The organism is Flavobacterium sp. (assembly GCF_031409475.1).
Classification (GTDB): domain Bacteria; phylum Bacteroidota; class Bacteroidia; order Flavobacteriales; family Flavobacteriaceae; genus Flavobacterium.
Window position 1 is genome coordinate 1 of sequence record NZ_JANNXH010000036.1, and the last position, 23,712, is coordinate 23,712.

The window sequence follows — 23,712 nt, forward strand, 5'->3', positions numbered from 1 at the left end:
TAATTTTATTTCAGTATGGTTTGTTTTCTGTCCGGTCCAACCGATACAATTTTTATAGGAACTTCGACAGCAGCTTCTATAAACGCAATATAATCTTTTAACTCGATTGGCAATTCGTCATAAGTTGTCATTCCAGTCAAATCTTGATGCCATCCTTTGAAATCTTGGTAAACCGGAGTTACATTTTCTGGTTCGATATTATAAGGAAAATGGGAGATATTTTGACCTTTATAATGGTATGCAGTACATACTTTTAAGGTTTTAAATCCCGAAAGCACATCGCCTTTCATCATCATCAGTTGCGTAACGCCATTAACTTGTACCGCATATTTTAGTGCGACTAAATCTAGCCAACCACAGCGTCTTTTTCGTCCTGTTACCGATCCAAATTCGTTACCTACACGAGCCATTGTTTCTCCATCCTCGTCAAAAAGTTCTGTTGGAAATGGACCACTTCCTACACGAGTTACATAGGCTTTGAAAATTCCATAGACTTCTTTTATTTTATTTGGAGCAATCCCTAAACCGGTACAAGCACCAGCTGCAGTGGTGTTTGAGGAGGTTACAAACGGATACGTTCCAAAATCTACGTCAAGTAATGAACCTTGTGCGCCTTCGCATAAAATTGATTTTCCTGCTTTTTGAGCTTGGTGCAAATATTCTTCGCTATCAATAAAATCTAATTTTTTTAATTCTTCAATAGCTTCAAAGAATTCTATTTCCATTTCGGCTAAATTGTATTGAATAGCAACATCATAGAATTTGATCATTTCTTCGTGCTTGTTTGCTAAAGCTCTGTATCTATCTTTGAAATCTTCGAGTTCAATATCGCCAACACGAATTCCGTTTCTACCCGTTTTATCCATATAAGTCGGGCCAATACCTTTAAGCGTTGAACCAATTTTGGCTTTCCCTTTTGCAGCCTCAGAAGCGGCGTCTAGCAATCGGTGTGTAGGTAAAATTAAATGTGCTTTTCTGGAAATTATTAATTTACTTTTGATGTCTAAATTAAATTTGGCTAAACCTTCGATTTCTTTTTGAAAAACTACTGGGTCAATAACGACTCCGTTTCCAATAATATTTAGGGCAGTTTTATGAAAAATCCCAGAAGGAATAGTTCTCAAAACATGTTTAATTCCGTCAAATTCTAAAGTGTGTCCTGCATTTGGTCCGCCTTGAAAACGAGCTATAATATCGTATTTTGAAGTAAGTACGTCAACGATTTTTCCTTTGCCTTCGTCTCCCCATTGTAATCCTAGTAATAAATCTACGGTCATTCTGTGTGTTATTTGTAGTTGTTAGGTGTTGTTTGTTTTTATTGTTTTGAATTGAACCCTATGTGTTATTTTGGGGTTTCTTATTACCGTAAAAATAAAGGGAGTGATTGGTGATTTCAATATCAAAAATTTCTTCAATAGTTTTTTTAATAGTTTGTATTCTGGGATCACAAAATTCGATTACATCGCCTGAATCTGTCATTATGATGTGATCGTGTTGTTTGTCGAAATAGGATTTTTCGTAATGCGCTTGGTTCTGTCCAAATTGGTGTTTACGAACTAGTGCAGACTCTAATAAAAGCTCTATAGTATTGTATAATGTTGCTCTACTAACTCGGTAGTTTTTATTTTTCATTTTAATATAAAGGTTTTCTATATCAAAATGTTCTTCACTATCATAAATTTCTTTGAGGATTGCATATCGTTCGGGAGTTTTACGATGTCCTTTGTTTTCAAGATACATTGTAAAAACATTTTTTACAATTTCTTGATTTTTATCGTTATCTAAAGAAATTTTTGTCATATCAGGCAAAGATAAATTTTATTTTTTAGTTTAGAAGTTTAAGCGTTAAAAGTTTACTTATTAAAAGAGTAACTTTCAATGATTCGCAATAGGGTCAATTTTTATATACCCGAGTTACTTTATCAATACCATCAATATTTTTTATATTATTGATCATCCTTTTTAAAATAGTATTATTTTGAACAATTACAGCGATTTGACCCTGAAAAATCCCTGCATCAGTATTCAAAGAAATACTTTGAATATTTACATTCATATTGTTTGATATTACTTTAGTGAGCTTGTTCGTGAGTCCTAAAGTATCCATTCCTGTGATTTGTAAAATGGCTTTAAATTCTTCTTGTGTTGAGTCTATCCATTTTGCTAACATAATTCTGTAGGCGTAGTTAGATTGTAACCCAATTGCGTTTGGGCAATCTTTTTTGTGCACTTTGATGCCTTCGTTTACGGTTACAAACCCAAAAACTTCATCGCCAGGAATAGGATTACAACATTGTGATAGTTTGTAATCTAATTTGTCGTGTTCTTTTCCAAAAACAATCATATCATAATTACTGCTTATGATTTGTTTGTGAATGTCTTGATTAGTAGTGGTTGGGGTACGTTTTATTTTGTTTTTAAAAAAATTAATAAAGGCATTGTTTTTTTGGGAAGCATAATCTTTTAATTGTTGATTTTCAATTGCTCCAACTCCAATTCTATAAAATAAATCTAAACTTGTTTTGAGTTTAAAAAAGTTGACTAACTCGTTTACTACAGTTTCGCTCAAAGTTATTTTTAAGTGCTTTAATTTTCGAGTAAGGATTTCTTTTCCATCTTCGGCAGTTTTTTTGACATCTTCGTTTAGTACGTTTTTTATTTTATTTTTTGCTCTCGATGTGGTTACATAATCCAGCCAGTTGAGAGTGGGTTTTTGATGCAATGAGGTAATAACTTCAATTTGATCGCCGCTTTTTAATTCGTGATTTAGCGGTACTAATTTCCCGTTAACTCGTGTTCCTCTGGTTCGTATTCCAATTTCTGAATGTATACTAAAAGCAAAATCTAATGAAGTTGCTCCTTTGGGCAAAGATTTAATTTCGCCTTTTGGGGTAAACACATAGATTTCTTTTGAATATAAATTCATTTTAAAGTCTTCTACAAAATCTACTGCATTGGTTTCAGAATTTTCTAAAGCTTCTTTTAATAAATTGAGCCAAATATCAAGACCGCCTTCTTCGGTTTCACCTTGTTTGTATTTGTAATGTGCTGCATAGCCTTTTTCGGCAATCTCATTCATGCGTTCACTTCGAACTTGCACTTCGACCCATCTCCCTTTTGGTCCCATAACGGTGATGTGTAAGGCTTCATAGCCTGTAGATTTCGGGGATGAAATCCAATCTCTTAAACGGCTTGGACTGGGACGGTAGTGATCTGTAACTATGGAATAAATTTTCCAGGCTACAAATTTTTCTTCGTGAGGATTTGATTTATATACAATTCGTAAGGCGAACTTATCATAGACTTCGTCGAAACTAACATTTTGTGCTTTTATTTTTAAATGGATAGAATAAATCGATTTTGGTCTGCCTTTTATGATGTAATCAATTTTTTCCTCGTCTAATGCTTTTTGAAGTACTTCAGAAATGGATGCAATATAAGCATCTTGTTCCTCCTTCGTTTCTTTTATTTTGCTAACAATACTGTCGTATATTTCTGGTTCTGTGTACTTTAAACCTAAATCCTCCAGTTTGTTTTTTATTTTATAAAGCCCTAATCGATGGGCAAGTGGAGCATAAATATATAATGTTTCGGATGCAATTTTAACTTGTTTATAGTTTTCCATAGCATCCATAGTTTGCATATTATGGAGTCTATCGGCTATTTTTATGAGAATTACCCGTACGTCGTCATTGAGAGTCAGAATCATTTTTCTAAAATTCTCGGCTTGCATCGATACATTTAAATCCTTTTGAACCTTAGAAATTTTTGTCAAACCATCAACTAGATGAGCTACTTTGGGGTTGAACATTCGTTCGATATCTTCGACCGTTATTGGAGTATCTTCGACGACGTCATGCATCAATGCTGCGGCAATAGATGTTGCTCCCAAACCTATTTCTGAAGCTACTATTTTGGCAACAGCAATAGGATGAAAAATATAAGCTTCACCAGATTTTCTTCTTTGATCTTTATGGGCATCAACAGCAACGTCAAAAGCTTTACGTATGAGTTTCTTGTCTTCGGTAGTTAAAGTTTGATAACTGATCCGAAGTAGCTCTTTGTATTCTTGTGCAATTGCTTTATTTTCTCTTTCGATATCAATCTCAACCATAATTTTGTTGTTCAATTTCTAAAAGCAGGAATAGGATTTAGGTGTGTTTTAAGAAAATTTAAATTTAGGACTTTAAAAATCTACTATCTAAACTGTATTTGCCTGGACCTGTAAAAAATAACGCTAGATATATAATAAAATAGACAAAAGCCGTATTGATCTCATAACCATTATCTCCAGAATTTAGTACTGAAAATTGCATAATTGCAACTATTATAAAACCCATACATATTAATAATGGAATTAATGCAAGCCTTGATAGCAAACCTATTATCAATAAGATACTGCAAAATAATTCAGCAAAAACAGTTAATGCCAATGGAATTTTTCCTGTAAAACCTAGAAAATTTACGTTTTTTGTCCAAAAATCAGAGGCTGCCATTGTTTCGAAATGGATTAATTTTTCGTAACCATAAAATGCCATTAAAAGACCAATAATTATTCTAATAAATAGTAATCCTAAATCTAAATTAATAGGTTGAAATGAATTTAATGCTAATTTTTTCATGGTAAATGGTTTTAGAAGAAAGTTAAATCCAAATTTACTATTTTAAATACGATAATAAAATATTTTTTTCGGTTCAAAATCCTCTTTGTCTTTTTGCCTCAAAAATCAAAATTGCCGCTGCAACTGATACATTCATACTGTCAATCTCGCCTTGCATTGGGATGATTATATTTTGAGTAGCATGGTCTCGCCATTCTTGGGTGAGTCCAGTTGCCTCTGTGCCAACAACCAAAGCAGTTGGTTTTGTAAAATCCTGAGTGTGATAGGAAGTCGAATTTTGCAAAGTGGCACAGTAAAAATTGATTTTTCGTTGTTTTAAAAATTCAATAATTTCAGTAGTTGTTCCTGTTGCAATTTGATTAGTGAACAAACAACCCACACTCGAACGCACAATATTGGGGTTGTACAAATCACTTTTTGGGTTGGCTATAATTACTGCATCTAGATTTGCTGCATCCGAAGTGCGCAACAATGCACCAATATTTCCTGGTTTTTCCGGTGCTTCGGCAATAAGAATCAATGGATTTTGGGATAATTTTAAATCAGATAGTTGAGTTGATTTGGTTTTGGCAACCGCCAGAATCCCTTCGGTTGTATCGCGATAAGCCAGTTTTTGATAGATTTCTTTCGAAATTTCGATTAATTCAGCGTTCGTCGAGAGTTTTTTTGCTTCGGTTTCTGATATTAATTCGGGTAGAAATAAAATAGTCTCAACAATGTAACCGCCTTTGATTGCGAGAGTTATTTCTCGAAGTCCTTCGATTAAAAAAGTTCCCGATTGTTTTCGAGCTTTTGCTTTTTCCTGTAAAAGTACCAGTGATTTTATAAATGGATTTTGTGCCGAAGTGATTTGTTTCATTTTGAAAATAAAAAGTTACAAAGCTTCAAAGTTACAAAGGTTTTTGGCTATAATTTGCATTAGATTGTTAATTGTAATTTTGTGGTTTAGTATATAAATAAAAAATGCTTAATTTCACAAAGTTAAAATCAAATAGTGAAAAGCTACTCTGTTAAGAAATACCAACAAAGTGATTACGAGAATTGGAATGCCTTTATTGGTCAAGCCAAAAACGCTACCTTTTTATTTCATCGGGATTTTATGGAATATCATAAGGAACGATTTGAGGATTATTCGTTAGTTGTTTTAGATAATAAAAAATGGGTTGCTGTGCTTCCTGCGAATCAGGTTGAAAACGAAATTTTCTCGCATCAAGGGTTGACTTATGGCGGATTAATCTATGACGACAGCACAAAACTCGCTTCGGTACTTGAAATTTTCAAAAGTATTTTGGCTTTTTTGAATGAAAATAAAATCGAAAAATTGCAACTAAAATTAATACCTTCTATTTATCATCAAAAACCAGCCGAAGAGTTAAATTATGCATTGTTTTTGGCTCAAGCCCAATTAGTACGGAGAGATAGTTTGTCAGTATTGGATTTATCACAAAATAATAAAGTTTCAAAAATTAGAAATAGAGGCATTCAAAAAGGAATTTCAAATGGTTTAGAAATCAATGAAGTGGAAGATTTTGAGTTGTTTTGGAACGAAGTTTTAATTCCTAATTTAGACAAAAAGCACGATGCAAAACCCGTACATTCTGTTGAGGAAATGCATTTATTAAAGGCCTTTTTCCCGAAAAACATTCGTCAGTTTAATGTTTATTATAACGGTAAAATTATTGCAGGAACAACCATTTTCGAAAGTTCAACTGTAGCGCATTGTCAATACATTTCTAAAAATGAAACTGCCGATAATTTGGGAAGTTTAGATTTTTTATACCATTTTTTGATTACAGATGTGTTTGCCAAAAAACGATTTTTCGATTTTGGAATTTCCAATGAATCGCAAGGAAAAAAATTAAACGAAGGGTTGACGTATTGGAAAGAAAGTTTTGGAGCAAGTACGATAATTCATGATTTTTATGAGGTGGAAACCAAGAATTATTTTAAATTAAACGATGTTTTATTATAATTGAAAAGGATTAAGACAAAATAATTTATTTTTGATAACTGTAACAAATTAGTATGGAAATTAAATTTCAAACAAAAGAAGAAAATAATCGTGAACAATTAGAAAATTTTTTGAAACTTTCTGGTGCGGAACGCCTTTATAGCTTTTTGAGATTGTCCGAACGATTAAGTTATTTTCCGGTTAAAAATTATAAAAACAAGAAATCAAAAAATTTTGTAATCGAGATAAAATCTACTAAAAATGCAAATCTGGGAAAATAAAATTGACGAATTTGTAAAGTTAGCGAATAAAAATCAGGTCAGAATGTTATTTGTTGGTGGCGCAGCAGTCAATTTTCATGGCTATCAACGTCATTCGGCTGATGTTGATATTTGGATTGAAACTACTGATGAAAATTTAAAAAAATTAGTTCTTGTTTTTAAAGAAATGGGATATGAAATTGATGATTTTCCATCTGATGTAAAAAATAAACTTCAAAACATCTCGGTAAAATTTTCGCCAATTGACTTGGATTTAGAGTTAATTACAAATTTTAATATCAATAAAACTTTTGATGAAGCATATAAAGAAAGCGAAGTCGTAATTGTTAACGACAATGAATTTTTGCGATGGAATGTACTCTCTCTTGAAGATTTAATTACCAGTAAAATAAAAGCAAACAGACCAAAAGATTTATTAGATATTCAGCAACTTCGAGAAATAAACAAGGAATGATACACTTTCTTGATTTAAAAAAAATAAATGAGCCTTATGAAGCAGCCTTTCAAGAAAAATTGAAATTGGTAATGGATAACGGTTGGTATGTTTTAGGGAACGAAGTCAAGGAATTTGAAACTATATTTGCCAGTTTTTGCGGTACAAAACATTGTATTGGAGTCGGAAATGGGTTGGATGCTTTGATATTAATTTTTAATGGTTATATACAACTGGGGAAATTACAAAAAGGCGACGAAGTAATTGTTCCTGCAAATACCTATATTGCGAGTGTATTGGCAATTTTGCATGCTGATTTAATTCCAGTTTTGGTCGAGCCAAAATTAGAAACCTACAACATCAACCCCGATTTGATTCAAGATAAAATTACTCCAAAAACAAAGGCAATTTTAGCTGTTCACCTATACGGACAATTGGCAGAAATGGACAAAATAAATGAAATTGCCAATCAGAATAATCTTCTGGTTATAGAAGATGCTGCACAAGCTCACGGAGCAATTTCAGATTTTAGAAAGGCAGGAAATTTATCTAATGCTGCTGCTTTTAGCTTTTATCCAGGGAAAAATCTTGGAGCTTTGGGTGATGCTGGTGCAGTGATGACAAACGATTCCGCTTTAGCAAAAACCATTCGATCAATGAGAAACTACGGCTCAGAAACGAAATATTACAACAACTATATTGGTGTAAATTCAAGGCTTGACGAAATTCAAGCTGCTTTTTTGAATGTAAAATTACCTCATTTAGATGCTGAAAATAATAAACGAAAAGCAATTGCTAAACAGTATTTATCAGAGATAAAAAACGATAAAATTACTTTACCAACTGTCTCATTGCATGGAACTATGGAATCTCACGTTTTTCATTTGTTTGTCATTCGAACCCAAAATAGAGATGAATTACAGGAATTTTTACAAGAAAAAGGTATTCAAACGATGATTCATTATCCTATTCCGCCACACCAGCAAAAAGCGTTTGTTAAATGGAATCATTTGGCTTTTCCTATCACTGAAAAGACACACAATGAGGTCTTGAGTTTGCCAATGAGTCCAGTATTGACATTAGATGAGGTAAATTATGTTATTGAAATTTTAAATCAATATTAAATTGGAATTTGTAAAAAAAAGGAGAGAATTAAAACAATTTTTTAAGAAATATGTGCCTAAAAAAACAGGTATTATATTTATTAAAATTTATAGATTTACATATTTTAAAGATTTATATAAATTCTATTCAATCAAAAAAGCTATATGGCAACATCGCAAAGCACTTGAAATCTTAAGAAAAAAAGATAAGGTAAAAGTAGCTTTCTTTTTGATTCATGAATCGGTTTGGAAATATGAAGTGCTTTTTGATTTAATGTTGAAACATCCTCGATTTGAACCTTTAATTTTTGTTTGCCCAGTTGTGAATTATGGCAAAGATAATATGTTGTTTGAAATGGATAAAGCATTTGAATCATTTAAGGAAAAGGGATATAATGTTATCAAAACATTTGATGAAGAAACTGATGCTTATTTAGATATTCAAAAAATTCACTCACCTGATATAATATTTTATACTAATCCATATGAAGGCTTACAAGACCATAGATACTTTTTAAAAGCATTTTCAAAACATTTAACATGTTATGTTCCTTATGCTGTTATGACCACTAATTATGAGATGTTTTATAATTTAGATTTTCACAATCTAGTTTGGAAAATTTTTTCTGAAACTTCCATTCACAAAGAAATAGCTTCGCAAAAACAAACAAATAAAGGGCAAAATAGTGTTATAACTGGTTATCCAGGATTCGACAAACTATTGATCAACAAAACGCCAAATGCAGCTGTTTGGAAAAATAAAAATCTTAAAAAAATTATTTGGGCGCCACATCATTCAATGAATGAGTTAAATAAGGTGTCAAATTTTTTGGAATATTATGATATTTTTTTAGAATTAGCTTTAAATTATCAGAATAAAGTACAAATTGCATTTAAACCGCATCCTTTATTAAGAGTTAAATTAGAGAAAGATCCAAATTGGGGTAAAGAAAAAACAGATATATATTATAATAAATGGGACAAGCTTGATAATGGACAGTTCGAAAATTCTGAATATGTAGATCTTTTTTTAACATCGGATGCAATGATTCATGATTGTGGTTCATTCATGTCTGAATATCTCATTACCGGAAAACCATCCCTTTTTATGATTAGGAACGAATCAATTATGAAGGAATGGAGTGATTTTGGAGATAAAGCACTGTCGGTTCATTATCAATCCAGAAATGATAAACAAGTAATAGATTTTATTGAAAATGTCGTATTGGCTGAAAATGATTGGATGAAAGAAGAGCGCAATACTTTTGTCCAAAATACACTAATACAAAAAAACAATTTTAACGCATCTGAAAACATATTGAACTATTTAGAGAATCAAATATTTCAATAATTTTAGGATGTTTTTTCAAAATTTATAATTTACTCAAAAATTGAATAGATGAATATAGCTGTTATTTTAGCAGGTGGATTGGGAGCAAGATTGGGAATGTCTTTGCCTAAGCAGTTTTATAAAGTTGCTGGAAAGATGGTTATCGAACATGCTGTTGATGCGTTTGAAAAGAATGAATTTATAGACGAAATTGCTATTGTAATAGACAATCATTATATATTTATGGTAGAAGATATGATTGTTGAAAATGGATGGCAAAAGGTGAAACGTATTTTGATAGGCGGTAAAGAGCGGTATCATTCTAGTCTTGCTGCTGTTAATGCTTATCACGACTTTAAGCAAGCTAATTTAATTTTCCATGATGCAGCACGTCCATTAGTCAGTCAAAGAATTATAAATGATGTAGTTAATTCCATGAAGGATTACAATGCCGTTGATGTTGCAATAAATTCTGCTGACACGATTATTGAAGTTGATAACGATATTATAACTGCAATTCCCGATAGAGAGAAAATGCGTAGAGGACAAACTCCACAAGGATTTAAACAGGAAATTATTGCAAAAGCTTATGAACTTGCACTTAAAGATGAAAATTTCAAGGCTACTGATGATTGTGGCATAGTAAGCAAATATTTGCTAGAAGAAAAAATATTTGTTGTAAAAGGAGAAGAGGTCAATATGAAGTTAACTTATCCTGAGGATACGTACTTGTTAGACAAGTTGTTTCAATTACGTTCAGTTGAGATTCAAAATATTCAATTATCAGAGGAATGTCTATCGGAAAAAGTCATTGTCGTTTTTGGTGGATCTAAAGGCATTGGTAAAAGTGTTGTGGATTTAGGACTTTCTAATGGAGCTCGCGTTTATAGTTTCTCTCGTGGTGAAAATAATGTTGATATTTCTAAAATTGAAGATGTAAAAAACGCATTGGACAAAGTGTTTCAAATAGAAAAAAAAATAGATTTTATTATCAATACCGCTGGGGTTTTACAAAGAGAACCATTAGCGACAATGAGTTATCAAACTATTAGTGACTCCATAAATATTAATTATTTTGGAATGGTTAACATTGCTCTTGCGGCCTTACCGTATTTAAAAGAATCAAAGGGACATATTTTGTTTTTTACATCTAGTTCCTACACTCGAGGTAGAGCTTTTTATAGTATTTATTCCTCTACTAAAGCAGCTACGGTTAATTTTGTTCAGGCAATATCCCAAGAATGGGATACGTTGGGTATTAAAGTGAATTGTATCAATCCAGAACGCACACAAACACCAATGAGAATGAAAAATTTTGGCAATGAGCCAGAAAACACTTTGTTGAAACCGGATATAGTTGCTTTAAGATGTATTCAGACTTTGTTGTCTAGTTATACGGGACAAGTTATTGATATTCGACTTTAAAGGAAAGTTAAAATGCAGTGAATGTAGGATTTTACCAATTAAAGTACACAAATTTAATTTTTTTTAAATGCACAATACTTCTCTGAAAACAGTTGCTACTAAAGGAATTTTTTGGTCGGCTATTGATAAATTTGCTGTTCAATTTGGGCAATTTTTTGTCAGTATTGTGCTTGCACGAATTCTGGTACCCGAGGATTTTGGGTTAATAGGAATGTTAACTATTTTTATTGGACTCTCACAAATTTTTATTGAAAGTGGTTTGGGGACAGGTTTAATTCAAAAGCAAAATAGAGAAGCCATTGACTTTTCAACATTGTTTGTGTTTAATTTAGCCGTAAGTGGCATCTTTTATTTGTTTCTTTTTTTTGCAGCACCTTTTATTGCCTCTTTCTTCAAGCAACCACAATTAATTGATTTAACAAGAATGTTGAGCCTGAACTTGTTTATAAACGCATTTGGAATCGTTCAACGAACAAAATTAACAATTGCCATAGATTTTAAAGCAATAGCCAAGAGTAATGTTATTGGGATGATTATTGGTGGATTATGTGGGGTGATATTTGCGGTAAAGGGTTATGGAGTTTGGAGTTTGGTTATTCAAATTCTCTCAGGTTCTTTGGCCTCGTCTATGACTTTATGGTTTTTTAGTAGTTGGAAACCTTCTATTGTTTTTTCAATAAAATCTTTTAATTCATTATTTGGTTTTGGTTCAAAACTTCTAATAGCTGGTTTATATGCTCAACTATTAAATAATATTTATAATATATGTATTGGTAGATTCTATTCATCGGCTTCATTGGGCTTTTATACAAGAGCTAAAAGTTTTGCAGACCTTTCTGCGGGAACAGTTGTTAGTGTTTTGCAACAGGCTACATTCCCCATTCTCGCATCGTTGCAGCATGATAAAGAAAAATTAATTTCTGTGTTTAGCAGGATGATTCGTATGTCAGCTTTTTTTATTATCCCATTTATAACTCTTATTGCCTTGCTGGCAAAGCCAATAGTTCTATTATTATTTACTGAAAAATGGGCAACACTCATTCCTCTTTTACAATGGATGGTTTTTGCACGTATTTTTTATCCAATGAGTGTTGTCAATATGAATTTATTAAATGCAGTTGGGCGGTCAGATTTATACTTAAAAGTAGATTTATCTAAATTTCCTTTAACAGTACTCGCTATGATAATTACAATTCCACTAGGTGTAAAAGCCATGATAATTGGTCATGTAATCACTTCGGCAATATCGTTTATTATCAATGCATATCTTCCCGGAAAGCTTTATGGGTATGGTCCAATTGACCAATTAAAAGAAATGCTTCCTGTTTTTGGAGCTACAATTGTAATGGCAATTCCGGTTTTTATCATGACTTATTTTTTTGAAAATTTAATTTTACAATTATTTATTGGAGGAGCAGTTGGAGTGTTGACTTATTTGCTTATTTGTTGGTTATTAAAATTAGAAGAGTTAAAAGAAGTTTTGGAATTGATTTTAAAATTTAAAAAAACGAGTGAGTTAGTGAAATAAATCAAAGCCTTTGATAATTTTATTTAAGTAGTAATTTATTTGAGAAAAGGGGAGTATTGATTTATTGTATCTAAAATATTTGACAAGTTTAAAAAAATTATGAAAATACTCTTAATAGGTGAATTCAGCAATCTTCACTCTACTTTAGCAACAGGGCTTAAGTTGTTGGGGCATGATGTTACAGTGGTTTCTGATGGTGGTGGTTGGATGGAAAACAGTAGTGATATTAATTTATCTCGTTCTGGGTATGATTTTTATAATTCAATTAAATATCTTGTAAAGGTTCATAATAATTTTAGGAAATTTAAAAATTATGACGTTGTTCAAATAAACAATCCTTCGTTTCTGAATTTGAATATACAACGAAATCTTTATTTTTATAGATTTTTGCTTAAAAACAACACCAAAGTTTTTTTGGGTGCTTTTGGTTCTGATTACTTTTGGGAGAAAACTTGTATTGAAAATAAAATTCTTAAATATTCTGATTTGTTTATTGGAAAAACACCTTTAGATATATACAAATGCAGTTGGATTGGCACTCAATTAGAAGAGGCTAGTATTGAGGTTGCCGAAACTTGTAATGGTATTATTTCATGCTTGTATGAGTATAATATTGCTTACGAACCCTACTATAAAGAGAAATTAAAATACATACCCTTGCCCATTAATACGGATTTACTACATTATGAACAGAAAGGGAATAATGTTGAAAAAATTAAATTTTTTATAGGTATTCAAAGGCTTAAAACTAAATTAAAAGGGACAGATATACTGCTTGAAGAATTATTGAAAATAGAAGCTGCATATCCAAAAGAGGTTTTGATAAATAAAGTAGAATCTATGCCATGGTCACAATATGTGAAAATTATGGCAGAATCTGATGTTGTTTTAGACCAGATCTATTCGTATACACCAGGAATGAATGGACTAATTGGTATGGCTCAAGGGTTGGTTTTGATGGGTGGTGGTGAGCCTGAAATGTATGAATTGTTAAACGAAAAAAATAATTTTCCAATTGTAAATGTCTTTCCTTCAAGAGACGATATTTATGATAAATTGGAAAAATTGATTTCAAATAAAAAAAACATTCCTGAAATTTCATTCAACAGCAGAAAATTCATCGAAGAACACCATAATTATATAAACGTGGCAAAACAGTATATTGATTTTTGGAAAAGTAAATAACTATTTGCAAAAATATTTTCATTTTATCCTTACTAAGAAATATTTATATTTGTGAAGTTATGAAAGAAAATTTTGATACAATTTATAAAGAAACTGACATAGAAATCTTGATTGCTACAATGAATAAAGATTCATTAGATTTTTTAGTTGGAATGTTTCCATTCTCTCATTTTTCAGAATTCTCAATATTAATAATTAATCAAACGACAAGTGAAACTCTTTTAATTTCGGATTATCCTAACATTAGAGTAATCAATTCGTCTGAAAAAGGGTTGTCAAAAAGCAGGAATTTAGCACTTGAAAATGCAGTAAAAAAAATTCTAGTCATCGCCGATGATGATGTGGTTTATCAAAACGATTTTGTTTCAAAAATAATAGCAGCTTACAATAAATTTCAGCATGCAACCGCAATCAATTTTTGTGCAATCAATCAAAACGGTACTTTTTTAAAAAAATATCCTACCGATTCTAAAAAGCAATTGAATACTTTTGATGTTTTCAATGTTGGTTCTATCGAAATGACAATAAATAAAGAAAGGCTAGATTCAATAGGAATTCGATTTGATGAAAATTTTGGTTTGGGCGCCAGTTTTGAAATGGGAGAAGAAGCTGTTTTTTTATTCGATTTAGAAAATAAAAAGCAGCAAATTTCCTATGAAAATCAAATACTTGTGAAGCATAATGGCTTGACTACATCTGATAAAAAGGGTATGAATGAAAGGTACTATATTCATGGAGCAGTATTGACAAGGGTTTTAAAAAAAAACTATACGTATTGGTTATTTCTAAAGTTGTTTTTTGATTTAAAACAGAATAAAATAAAATTAAGTGCAATTTTTAAAGCGCTGAATAGTGCCAAAAAAGGGCGTAAAATAATGGAAAGCATTCTAAATGGAAAATAATATGGATATCCAAATCATTTCACTCCCAAAAATCGAAGATCGAAGAGGCAATCTTTCGGTTATAGAAGGAGATACCATTCCTTTTGATATCAAGCGCGTGTATTATGTGTATGACATCCCGAGTGGAGCAGAACGTGGCGGACATGCACACAAAAATTTGCAACAATTTCTGGTGGCTTTATCAGGAAGTTTTGATGTGATTTTAAATAATGGTAAACAGAAAAGCACAGTTACGCTAAACAAACCAAATGTTGGATTACTAATAAAACCAGGAATTTGGCGGGAACTTGCAAATTTCTCCTCTGGAGCTGTATGTTTAGTTGTCGCTTCGGATGTCTATATCGAAGAGGATTATATTCGAAATTTGAAGGAATTTAAACGTTTTATAAAAATTATTGATAAATAGAAAAATCAATTCCTTTGCTTCTTAAATACTGTTTCAATTGCAGTAAAATCAGTAAAATTTTTCTCGGGAGTTGAAATACTATTTTTGATTTTAGTTTAATATTTTTTTTATCAATATCACGGTACAATTGCATCGAAATAGATTTTTCTCCTGCTATTTTATATTGCAAGGCATATTCTATTCTATAAAGATCCAAATATTTTTTTAAACTCGGATTGGATAGTTCTTCGAGTTTATAATCGTTAAAATTTTTTATTTCATGTTCTAAAATAGAGATTTTAGAAAGGCTGTTTTGGATGTAATGAATATATGATGCTGTAATTTTATTGCTTATCGCAACAGTATGTTTAGTTGCAATCCGAATCCACATGTCAATATCTTCTCCGCTTGTAATATTTGGTTTAAAAATTCCGATTCCTTCAAAAACCCATTTGGGAACTACAACCGAAGACGATGTGGTAACTGCATAATTTAAACTGGCGTCAAAATAATCGTGGACAATACCATAAAAATCAGTAGCAATTCCTTTGAATTTGGGAATAGTTACTTTTCCTTCCTTAAAAACTAATTGGTACCGCGAGGCAAAAATTCCCGCATTTGGAAAATCCTTGATTAAATTTTCTAGAGTTTCTAAATGGTTTTCCATCCACAAATCGTCTGCATCAAGAAAAGCTATATAGTTGTATTTTGCTTTTTCAATTCCAAGATTTCTAGCCACAGAAACTCCTTGATTTTCCTGATTATAAAGTTGTATGCGACTGTCCTTAAATTCTAACACTTTTGAAACACTTTCGTCTGTTGAGCCATCGTTTATTACAATGATTTCGTAATTTTTATAAGTTTGATTTAGAACACTTTTCATAGTGTTTTCAATATGATCTTGTTTATTAAATAATGGAATTATGATAGAAAAATAGACCATTTTAAATTATTTTTTAATAGTACAAAAATACCCCAATTTATATAAATCGAATAGCAATAATGATGGTTTTCGTGAAAGCAGGTTGCATTCCATTTCCCGGTGCGTTTTTTTGAATATAAATGAAATGAAAGAACATAAATAAAGTCTTTTCGATATAATAGAAACCTTCAAAAGTTTACTTTCTGAACTTTGTAATGAAGTTTTTTCAAGTATTAATTTTAGATTTTCAAGAGCGGTTTTTGTCTTGTTTAAAAACTGTAGTGAAGTCTCCAATCCAAGATGATATGTAGGATTTTCGATGTGTTTTACTAAAATTTCCTCTTTTTTCAATCCAGACAAAAACACTAAATCTTCGTAGCCATATTTAGTGATAGAATCATCAAATTTATTGGAAATATATACACTTTTCTGTATTAATAAATTAGAGGTCAGTGCATTTCGGTTTGGATTTACATTTCTCTTTTCTACTGAAAGTGATTCTCTAGCGTTGCCATAAATCCATCTCAATAATTGGTCGTTCGCAGGTTTCTCTTTTTGGTATTCGATTCCACCATAAACTACCTTTTCGTCTTTGTTTATTTGAGAAATATATTTCTGAATATAATTGTTTTCGGTTGGAAAAGTATCGCAATCCAGAATTAGTAGCCATTCAAATTTAGATTTTTCAACTAATGAATTGATGTTTTTGCCTCTTCCAAAATTTAAATTATTTCTTGAAAAATTACAATTTTCGATACTATTTATCTTTTGGTTTTCATTCAGAAATTCATTAGAAGCATCATCTTGGCATAAAATTTCAAAATCAACTCTGCATTCCGTACACTGTTTGTGCAATTCTTTAACCAGAGGATAAGAATTGTAGTTGTATATTGGAATAAGTATCGATAGCATTACACTCCTTTTTGAACTACTTCAAAAATTTTGGCGTCTTCACATTTCAATGTTTTAGAAGGAAATTTCATTAACAAAGCATAATCGTGTGTTGCCATAATAACTGTTTTTCCGTTTGAATTAATGCTTTTTAAAACCTCTAAAACTTCGGCACTGGTTTGTGGATCGAGATTTCCTGTTGGTTCGTCGGCGAGAATAAATTCAGGATCGTTGAGTAAAGCTCTGGCAATGGCAATACGTTGTTGTTCGCCACCGGAGAGTTGATGCGGCATTTTATTAATATAATCTCTCATGCCCACTTTGTCTAAAACTTCATCTATTTTATTTTGAATATCGGTTTCACTGTTCCAACCTGTAGCTTTTAATACAAATAACATATTATCTTTTACATTGCGATCTGGAAGTAATTGAAAATCCTGAAAAACAAAACCTATTTTTCTTCTTAAAAAAGGAATTTCATCTTCTTTTAAAGTAACCAAATCAAAATCTACAATTCTACCTTCACCTTGAGTTAAAGCCAGATCACCATAAAGTGTTTTCATAAAACTACTTTTTCCGGAACCCGTTTTTCCAATGATATAAATGAATTCGCCATGATTTACATCAAGATTCACGTTTGATAAAATTACATTTCCTTCTTGAAAAATCGTTACATTTTTTAAGGACAATACTGTTTGTGACATAATGGGTGGTGTTTATGGGGTAAAAGTAATTATCAATTACCACAAGAACAATAAAAATTTTTTTTTTTTGTGTAAATGTGAATCTTTTGTCAAGTTTTAACTTATTGTTAAAACTTTTGTTCATAATAAAATCTAAATGCCCTTCGTTATAGACTTTAGAATGCGATACATTTGAATTTTTAAATCAATAACACAATGCGTAAATTTTCTTGGCTTTTAATTGTTTTTATTTTTGTCAAAACACTTTCGGTTTCTGCACAAAAATCAGCAATTTACACTCACGATTCAAAAGATTTTGACAAAGCACTTTCCTTATATAAGGACAATCAATATGCCTCGGCACAAATTATTTTCGAAAAAGTGAAATCGGCTACAACAAATGAAGAACTCAAATCCGATTGTACTTATTATGTTGCAAATTGTGCCATACGTACCAATCAATCCAATGCGGATTTGTTGATTGAAAAATTTGTTTCGGATTATCCCACAAGCATAAAACAGAATCAGGCTTTTATTGAAGTGGCTCATTATTATTTTACTCAAGGCAATTATCCCCAAGCTTTGCAGTGGTTTAATCAAGTGGATGAAAATAATTTAAATGCAAAAGATTTAGATAAATTTAATTTCCAAAAAGGCTATAGTTTTTTTAATTCTAAAAACAAAAAGGAAGCCACAACCTATTTGAATAAAGTTGTAAATTCTGCCGAATACGGTTCACAAGCTAAATATTATTTGGGTTTTATTGCTTATGAAGGCGACGATTACAAGCAAGCAACCAAATATTTTGATGAAGTTTCTGGTGAGGAAAAATACAAAGAAAAGCTTTCGTATTACCAAGCCGATATGAATTTTAAGTTAGGAAATTTTCAAAAAGCTATTGATTTAGGAACCAAAGCAATGGAAAAATCAAATGCTACAGAAAAATCGGAGCTCAATAAAATCATTGGCGAAAGCTATTTTAATTTAAAGCAATACGATAAATCAATTCCGTTTTTGTCATTATACAAAGGCAAAAAAGGACGATGGAATAATACTGATTTCTACCAATTGGGGTATGCTTATTACAAGCAAAGTGATTTTGAAAATGCGATTTCTCAATTCAATAAAATCATTGGTGGAAAAGATTTTGTAGCCCAAAATGCCTATTATCATTTAGGGGAAAGCTACCTAAAATTGGACAAAAAACAAGAAGCTTTAAACGCTTTTAAAAATGCTTCCGAAATGGAATTTGATCCTTCTATTCAAGAAGATGCAAGTTTAAATTATGCAAAATTAAGCTATGAAATAGGAAATTCATATCAAAGCGTTCCTAGAGTTTTGATGGGTTTTATGAAAAAATACCCCAATAATGCTAACAAACCAGAAATAGAAAAATTATTAATCGATTCCTATATTTCATCCAAAAATTATAAAGAAGCACTAGTTTTATTGGAGAAAAACAATGCTCCCGAAAACAAATTAGCCTATCAAAAAGTAGCGTTTTATCGCGGTTTAGAATTATACACGGACTCAAAATATCAAGAAGCTTCACAGCTATTTTCAAAATCGCTTGACGAACAAAAAGATGCCGTTTTTACAGCCAGAGCCACGTTCTGGAAAGGAGAAACCCAATATGTTTTAGACGATTATAAAAGCGCATTATTGAGTTTCAAACAGTTTGCTGGTTTAGCTCAAGCAAAGCAAACTCCAGAATATAAAAACATTAATTATAACATTGCTTATGCTTATTTCAAATTGAAGGAGTATGAACAAGCGGGAAATTATTTCGAAAATCAAATTGAATTTGTAAAGGACAATAAAGTACGATTGAATGATTCGTATTTGCGTTTAGCGGATTGCCGTTTTGTAACCACGAAATATGCATCGGCAATTGAAGCCTATAAAAAAGTAGTTGATAATAAAAGCATTGATGCAGATTATGCTTATTTTCAAAAAGCAATTTGTTACGGATTTGTTTCTAAAAACGACACTAAAATTGTCGAACTCAATTCATTTTTACAATTATTTCCAAAATCAGAATATAGAGATGATGCTTTGTTTGAGCTAGGAAATACTTATGTTGCAGAGCGACAACAGGATTTGGCTATAAAAACGTATGATCAATTAAATTCAGAATTTAAAAAAGGATCTTATACTTCAAAAGCTATTTTGCGTCAAGGTTTAATTTATTATAATTCGGATAAAGATGACTTGGCTATAGCAAAATTCAAAAAAGTAGCCGCCGATTTCCCAAAATCCCCCGAAGCTCTTGAAGCTGTTGCAACTGCTCGATTAATTTATGTTGATAACGGCAGAGTCGACGAATATGCAACTTGGGTTCGAACCCTAGACTTTGTGGCGGTAACTAATTCAGAATTGGATAATGATACTTATGAATCTGCTGAAAAACAATATTTACAAAACAACACCAAACAAGCAATAGCGGGTTTTAGCAGTTATGTTTCTAAATTTCCAAAGGGAATTCATGCCTTGAAAGCAAATTTTTATCTGGCTCAATCCTATTATTCTGAAGGTCAAGAAACGCAGTCAATTCCTAATTATGAATTTGTAATCAACGAACCTAGAAATGAATTTACAGAGCAATCATTGGCTAGATTGGCTCAAATTTTCTTAAAAAGTGTTACTTATGACAAAGCTATTCCGGTATTGTCACGTTTAGAAAACGAAGCAGATTTTCCTCAAAATAAAACCTTTGCACAGTCCAATTTGATGAAATGTTATTACAATAACAAAGATTTTAGTAGCGCTGTGGTGTATGCCGAGAAAGTTTTGGCAAACCCAAAAACAGATGATAATGTAAAAAGCGATGCCCAAATCATAATTGCTCGTGCCGCAATACAAACGGGTGATGAGGAAAAAGCAAGAACGGCTTACGCCAAATTGCAAACCATAGCTAAAGGAGAACTGGCTGCAGAAGCACTTTATTATGATGCATTTTTCAAAAATAAAGACCAGAAATTCGAAACTTCAAATGCACTTGTTCAAAAATTAGCCAAGAATTATTCTAGTTATAAATATTTTGGTGCTAAAGGATTAATCATAATGGCAAAGAATTTTTATGGACTCAAAGACAGTTTTCAAGCCACTTACATTTTAGAAAATGTGATAAAAAATTTCACAGATTTCCCCGATGTAGTTGCTGAAGCTCAAACAGAATTGAACCGTATTAAAAATGAAGAATCCAAAACAAATTCATCGGTAACAGATTAATTTTCAACTCAAAAGTGTCATCTCGAGCGCAGTCGAGAGTCGAGAAACTTATCAAAAACAAATTCAACTTATGAAAATCAATTTTCAAAATAAAATCACATTACTTTTTTTAATTACAATTAGTACATGCGCTTTCGCTCAAAAAAAGCAGGAAGGCGTTAGCACCGAAGTTGTAAATGTTGTAAAACCATATACGCCTTCAATTTCGGATGCTTTCAAAGTAAAAGAAACTCCTGTGCTAGATGACGAAGCGAATACTAAAAAGGGAATCATAAAATATAATATATTTTCGTTTCCTGTGGCATCCACTTTTACACCATCAAAAGGAAAAGCCGAAGGTGTTGAAAAAGAAGAACAAGCCCATTTGTTTAGCAATTATGCTACTTTAGGCTATGGAAATTATGGAACATTTAATGCGGAACTTTTTGTTACACATGAGCTAACTAGCGATCAATACGTGGGCGGAATGTTTAAACATCTTTCCTCACAAGGCGGAATAAAAACTGCTGAACTCGAAGATAAATTTTATGACACATCGCTTGATTTGACCTACGGAATTAAGAAAAAAGATTTGACTTGGAATATTGATTTAGGGTATCAAAATCAGATTTATAATTGGTATGGATTGCCAGCTGGTTTTGGTAATTCATTAACGCCAAGCGATCGAGTACTTTTGATAAACGGAATCAATCCACAACACGATTATAATACTTTATACTTTGGCAGTAGAATAAATTTCAACGAAGGAGTTTTTAGTGAAGCAAGTGTAAAGTTTAACAATTTTAGAGATGATTTTGGGTCTTCTGAAAACAGGTTTTATGCAAAACCTACATTTAATTTATTGCTAAATGACAAAGCGATTAAAACGAATGTGATTGTGGATTACATCAGCGGAAACTTCAAAAAATCCTATTGGAACAATACTCCAATAAAATATGGTTTTACCAATTTTGGTATTGCGCCAAGTTTTGTAATGAATGAAAACGATTGGACCGTAAATATTGGTGCGGGATTATTTTATAGTAAAGACAACGAAAACAGCAACAGCAAATTTTTAATTTATCCACAAATTAGTGCTTCTTTAAAAGTTGTAGGTGATTTAATGATATTTTATGCCGGAGCCGAAGGAACTTTGGAACAAAATTCCTATCTCGATTTTGTGGATAAAAATCCTTTTTTGTCTCCTACATTTGCTATTGCACCTACGGACAAGCAATATGATATTTATGCAGGTTTAAAAGGGAAATTAATCAACAATGTGAGTTACAACATGCGAGCTTCGTATGTAAACGAACGAAATAAAGCCTTGTTTAAAAGTAATGATTATGCAGATATAAATACAAGTGAACCCTATACTTTTGGCAATTCCTTTCAAGTGGTTTATGATGATATGAAAACGGTTAGTTTTTATGGAGAATTAAAAGCTGAATTTTCGGATGATGTGTCTTTTGGTATTAGTGGAACTTTTAGTAGTTACACCAATGATGTTCAAAAAGAGGCTTGGAATTTGCCTTCCATACAATTGAATTCGAACATCCATTTTAATATAACTCAAAAATGGTATGCGGGAGTTAATGTGTTCTTTGTTGGAGAGCGAAAAGACCAACAATTTTACCTGACTTCATTGACGTTGCCTGATCCAAATTTCACCAATACTTTAGAAAGTTACTTCGATTTAAATGCGCATGTAGGATTCAAATACAGTGATCGATTAACGGCTTTCGTCAGAGCAAACAATATTACTAACAACGCCTATCAAAAATGGTTGAATTATCCTGTTCAGGGTTTACAAGTAGTTTTGGGAGCGAATTATAAATTTGATTTTTAACTTAAACACAAAGTTCACAAAGAAGGCACGAAGAACACAGAAAATTAATTTTAAACCTTTGCGAACCTTGTGGATTCTTTGTGAACTTTGTGGTTAAACTTTTTCTAATTACAAAAACTAATTTTAAAAAAAAAATTGGTGAACTTTGCACCTTCTTTGTGAACTTTGTGGTTAAACTTTCTTTGAATACATAAACTATAATCTAAAAAAAAAACTTCGTGAACTTTATGCTTTCTTCGTGAACTTTGCGGTTAAACTTTCTTTGAATACATAAACTATAATCTAAAAAAAAACTTCGTGAACTTTGTGCTTTCTTTGTGAACTTTGTGTTTAAACTTTCTTTGAATACATAATCTATAATTTTAAAAAAAACTTCGTGAACCTTGCGTAAATCTTTGCGTACTTTGTGGTTAAATTTCCTGGATGACTTTCAAACAAAAAATACATGCCAATTACCAGCAATTAGTCCAAGATAGAATCGATGTGTTCAAGGATATGATTGTGGCTTTGACTGAAGATTCAAAGAACGATGCCAAAGGTTCAGCTGGAGACAAACACGAAACCGCATTGTCAATGATGCATATTGAACAAGAAAAACTCAATGTTAAACTCAAAGAAGTTTTAGCTCAAAAAGCTATTTTAGACAAAATTGATTACACCGCAATTGCAAAAACGATTATTGTGGGAAGTTTAGTTAAAGCCAATGGAATTTATCTTTATTTAAGTGCAGCACTTCCAAAAATCAATATCGTCGGAATCAACATCATTGCACTTTCTCCACAATCGCCATTGGGAAATAAATTAATGGGAAATGAAGTGGGGTTTACGTTTGAGATTAATGGAACAAGGTATTTGATTGAAAATATCGAATAAAAATCCGTTCCAATCTGTGTTGCTAGCATCAGCGTTATCCGTGTCCTCCTAAGCTTGACTAAGGATAACAATCCACAACCTCAATTCCATTTTTACAATTTTTTAATTACAATTTTAATCTAAATAATCTTTTTTAGTT

At 31.6% G+C, this 23,712-nt stretch carries 21 protein-coding genes; 13 read left to right on the forward strand and 8 right to left on the reverse strand.

What is annotated here, in order from left to right; translation table 11 throughout:
* Window positions 1-5: 5 nt before the first annotated feature.
* The 5 genes from RMO53_RS06810 to RMO53_RS06830 all read right to left on the reverse strand — a co-directional run bounded on the left by RMO53_RS06810 (window position 6) and on the right by RMO53_RS06830 (window position 5,481).
* A complete protein-coding gene (locus RMO53_RS06810; protein WP_310379222.1) occupies window positions 6-1,277 on the reverse strand; it encodes an adenylosuccinate synthase in 1,272 nt (423 codons plus the stop codon).
* A gap of 58 nt (window positions 1,278-1,335) precedes the next feature.
* Window positions 1,336-1,800: a transcriptional repressor gene (locus tag RMO53_RS06815; RefSeq protein ID WP_310379223.1), complete on the reverse strand. Its 465-nt coding sequence runs from the start codon at window positions 1,798-1,800 to the stop codon at window positions 1,336-1,338.
* Window positions 1,801-1,894: 94 nt separating this feature from the next.
* Window positions 1,895-4,114, reverse strand: a complete 2,220-nt coding sequence (locus RMO53_RS06820) for a RelA/SpoT family protein (protein ID WP_310379272.1) — start codon at window positions 4,112-4,114, stop codon at window positions 1,895-1,897.
* A 64-nt stretch (window positions 4,115-4,178) separates the two neighbouring features.
* Window positions 4,179-4,622, reverse strand: coding sequence for a DoxX family protein (locus RMO53_RS06825; RefSeq protein ID WP_310379224.1), 444 nt, complete (start codon window positions 4,620-4,622; stop codon window positions 4,179-4,181).
* 73 nt (window positions 4,623-4,695) lie between these two features.
* Window positions 4,696-5,481 carry an RNA methyltransferase gene (locus RMO53_RS06830; protein WP_310379225.1) on the reverse strand — a complete coding sequence of 262 codons (786 nt, stop codon included), beginning with the start codon at window positions 5,479-5,481 and terminating at the stop codon, window positions 4,696-4,698.
* 135 nt (window positions 5,482-5,616) lie between these two features.
* On the opposite strand from RMO53_RS06830, the gene RMO53_RS06835 reads away from it, so the two are divergent.
* From RMO53_RS06835 to RMO53_RS06880, 10 genes are all read left to right on the forward strand, one after another.
* Window positions 5,617-6,594: a GNAT family N-acetyltransferase gene (locus RMO53_RS06835; protein ID WP_310379226.1), complete on the forward strand. Its 978-nt coding sequence runs from the start codon at window positions 5,617-5,619 to the stop codon at window positions 6,592-6,594.
* A 53-nt stretch (window positions 6,595-6,647) separates the two neighbouring features.
* Window positions 6,648-6,854: a hypothetical protein gene (locus RMO53_RS06840; protein WP_310379227.1), complete on the forward strand. Its 207-nt coding sequence runs from the start codon at window positions 6,648-6,650 to the stop codon at window positions 6,852-6,854.
* Window positions 6,835-7,308 carry a nucleotidyl transferase AbiEii/AbiGii toxin family protein gene (locus RMO53_RS06845; RefSeq protein ID WP_310379228.1) on the forward strand — a complete coding sequence of 158 codons (474 nt, stop codon included), beginning with the start codon at window positions 6,835-6,837 and terminating at the stop codon, window positions 7,306-7,308. Before RMO53_RS06840 ends, RMO53_RS06845 begins: the two co-directional genes overlap by 20 nt.
* Window positions 7,305-8,411 (forward strand): DegT/DnrJ/EryC1/StrS family aminotransferase, encoded by a 1,107-nt coding sequence (locus RMO53_RS06850; RefSeq protein ID WP_310379229.1) that lies wholly within the window; start codon window positions 7,305-7,307, stop codon window positions 8,409-8,411. The genes RMO53_RS06845 and RMO53_RS06850 overlap by 4 nt, the downstream gene beginning before the upstream one ends.
* Window position 8,412: 1 nt before the next feature.
* The gene (locus tag RMO53_RS06855; RefSeq protein ID WP_310379230.1) at window positions 8,413-9,741 is read left to right on the forward strand and encodes a CDP-glycerol glycerophosphotransferase family protein; all 1,329 of its coding nucleotides are present in this window, start codon (window positions 8,413-8,415) and stop codon (window positions 9,739-9,741) included.
* Between the two features lie 48 nt (window positions 9,742-9,789).
* Entirely contained in the window at window positions 9,790-11,145 is a 1,356-nt protein-coding gene (locus RMO53_RS06860) for a bifunctional cytidylyltransferase/SDR family oxidoreductase (protein WP_310379231.1), read from the forward strand.
* A 67-nt stretch (window positions 11,146-11,212) separates the two neighbouring features.
* A complete protein-coding gene (locus tag RMO53_RS06865) occupies window positions 11,213-12,673 on the forward strand; it encodes a lipopolysaccharide biosynthesis protein (RefSeq protein WP_310379232.1) in 1,461 nt (486 codons plus the stop codon).
* Between the two features lie 99 nt (window positions 12,674-12,772).
* Window positions 12,773-13,858 (forward strand): glycosyltransferase, encoded by a 1,086-nt coding sequence (locus tag RMO53_RS06870; RefSeq protein WP_310379233.1) that lies wholly within the window; start codon window positions 12,773-12,775, stop codon window positions 13,856-13,858.
* A gap of 59 nt (window positions 13,859-13,917) precedes the next feature.
* Window positions 13,918-14,760, forward strand: a complete 843-nt coding sequence (locus tag RMO53_RS06875; RefSeq protein WP_310379234.1) for a glycosyltransferase family A protein — start codon at window positions 13,918-13,920, stop codon at window positions 14,758-14,760.
* A 1-nt stretch (window position 14,761) separates the two neighbouring features.
* On the forward strand, window positions 14,762-15,166 hold the full coding sequence (locus tag RMO53_RS06880) for an FdtA/QdtA family cupin domain-containing protein (protein ID WP_310379235.1): 405 nt from the start codon (window positions 14,762-14,764) through the stop codon (window positions 15,164-15,166).
* On the opposite strand, the gene RMO53_RS06885 is transcribed toward RMO53_RS06880, so the two are convergent.
* From RMO53_RS06885 to RMO53_RS06895, 3 genes are read right to left on the reverse strand one after another with little or no spacing between them, the layout of a single operon-like run.
* Complete coding sequence (locus RMO53_RS06885; RefSeq protein WP_310379236.1) at window positions 15,153-16,088, reverse strand: glycosyltransferase family 2 protein; 936 nt, start codon at window positions 16,086-16,088, stop codon at window positions 15,153-15,155. The two genes, RMO53_RS06880 and RMO53_RS06885, sit on opposite strands and share 14 nt — an antisense overlap.
* A 6-nt stretch (window positions 16,089-16,094) precedes the next feature.
* Window positions 16,095-16,979: a glycosyltransferase family 2 protein gene (locus RMO53_RS06890; protein ID WP_310379237.1), complete on the reverse strand. Its 885-nt coding sequence runs from the start codon at window positions 16,977-16,979 to the stop codon at window positions 16,095-16,097.
* Entirely contained in the window at window positions 16,979-17,662 is a 684-nt protein-coding gene (locus tag RMO53_RS06895; RefSeq protein ID WP_310379238.1) for an ATP-binding cassette domain-containing protein, read from the reverse strand. The genes RMO53_RS06890 and RMO53_RS06895 overlap by 1 nt, the downstream gene beginning before the upstream one ends.
* 195 nt (window positions 17,663-17,857) lie before the next feature.
* Here RMO53_RS06895 and RMO53_RS06900 point away from each other — a divergent pair, with 195 nt between their 5' ends.
* The 3 genes from RMO53_RS06900 (at window position 17,858) to RMO53_RS06910 (ending at window position 23,573) form a co-directional block, all read left to right on the forward strand.
* Window positions 17,858-20,872, forward strand: coding sequence for a tetratricopeptide repeat protein (locus RMO53_RS06900; protein ID WP_310379239.1), 3,015 nt, complete (start codon window positions 17,858-17,860; stop codon window positions 20,870-20,872).
* Between the two features lie 70 nt (window positions 20,873-20,942).
* Window positions 20,943-22,700 carry a TonB-dependent receptor gene (locus RMO53_RS06905; RefSeq protein ID WP_310379240.1) on the forward strand — a complete coding sequence of 586 codons (1,758 nt, stop codon included), beginning with the start codon at window positions 20,943-20,945 and terminating at the stop codon, window positions 22,698-22,700.
* Window positions 22,701-23,123: 423 nt separating this feature from the next.
* Entirely contained in the window at window positions 23,124-23,573 is a 450-nt protein-coding gene (locus RMO53_RS06910; protein ID WP_310379241.1) for a hypothetical protein, read from the forward strand.
* Window positions 23,574-23,712 lie beyond the last annotated feature (139 nt).